Annotated in this window: 1 pseudogene; it reads right to left on the reverse strand. The window is 57.8% G+C overall.

From position 1 onward, the window contains the following. A pseudogene (locus JFT58_RS30090) lies at positions 1 to 633 on the reverse strand (RHS repeat protein); the annotation flags it as partial.

Consider the following 633-nt stretch of genomic DNA (forward strand, 5'->3'; position numbering starts at 1 on the left):
GGTAGTCGAGTTGGTAGGTTTCGCCGGCTTCGTTTTCGATCTCGGTGAGCAGCAGCCGGGCGTTGTCGTAGCGGTACTTGACCTGGGTGCCGTCGGCGTTGAGACGGCGGCTGATCAGGTGCAGGCCATCGGCGTATTCATAGCGGGTGACGTGGCCGAGTTCGTCGCGTTCGGCGATGATTTTGCCGTAGGGGTTGTAGCTGAACTCCCTACAACCACCGCCTGGCAATACAAGACGAATCAACCTGCCGACGCAGTCCCAGTGATAGTGCGTCAGCGCACCATGCTCATCCTCACAGGCAACTTGCCGTCCCAGATCGTCATAGCGATAACGCTTGATCCCACCATTGGGCAATTGCTCCTCAAGCAACTGCCCGCGTTCGTTCCACACCAGTCGATGGCAACTGTGATCCGGGTACCAAACTCCAGTCAGTTGCCCGTGCTTGTTGTAGCTGTAGTCAGTAACCTCTCCATCGGGATCGGTCCTACGCGTAACATCGCCTTGTTCATTACGCTCGTATTTCCAGACCGCCTCCCCACGCCTGACAACCCGTACAAAACCGTTGTCATGCTCGTAGGACGTTGGCTCATCATCCCCCGGAAACAGCGCGACCAAGCGCCCGGCATCGTCGT

It is taken from the genome of Pseudomonas sp. MF6767 (genome assembly GCF_016405475.1).
In the GTDB taxonomy this organism is placed as follows: Bacteria; Pseudomonadota; Gammaproteobacteria; order Pseudomonadales; family Pseudomonadaceae; genus Aquipseudomonas; species Aquipseudomonas paracarnis.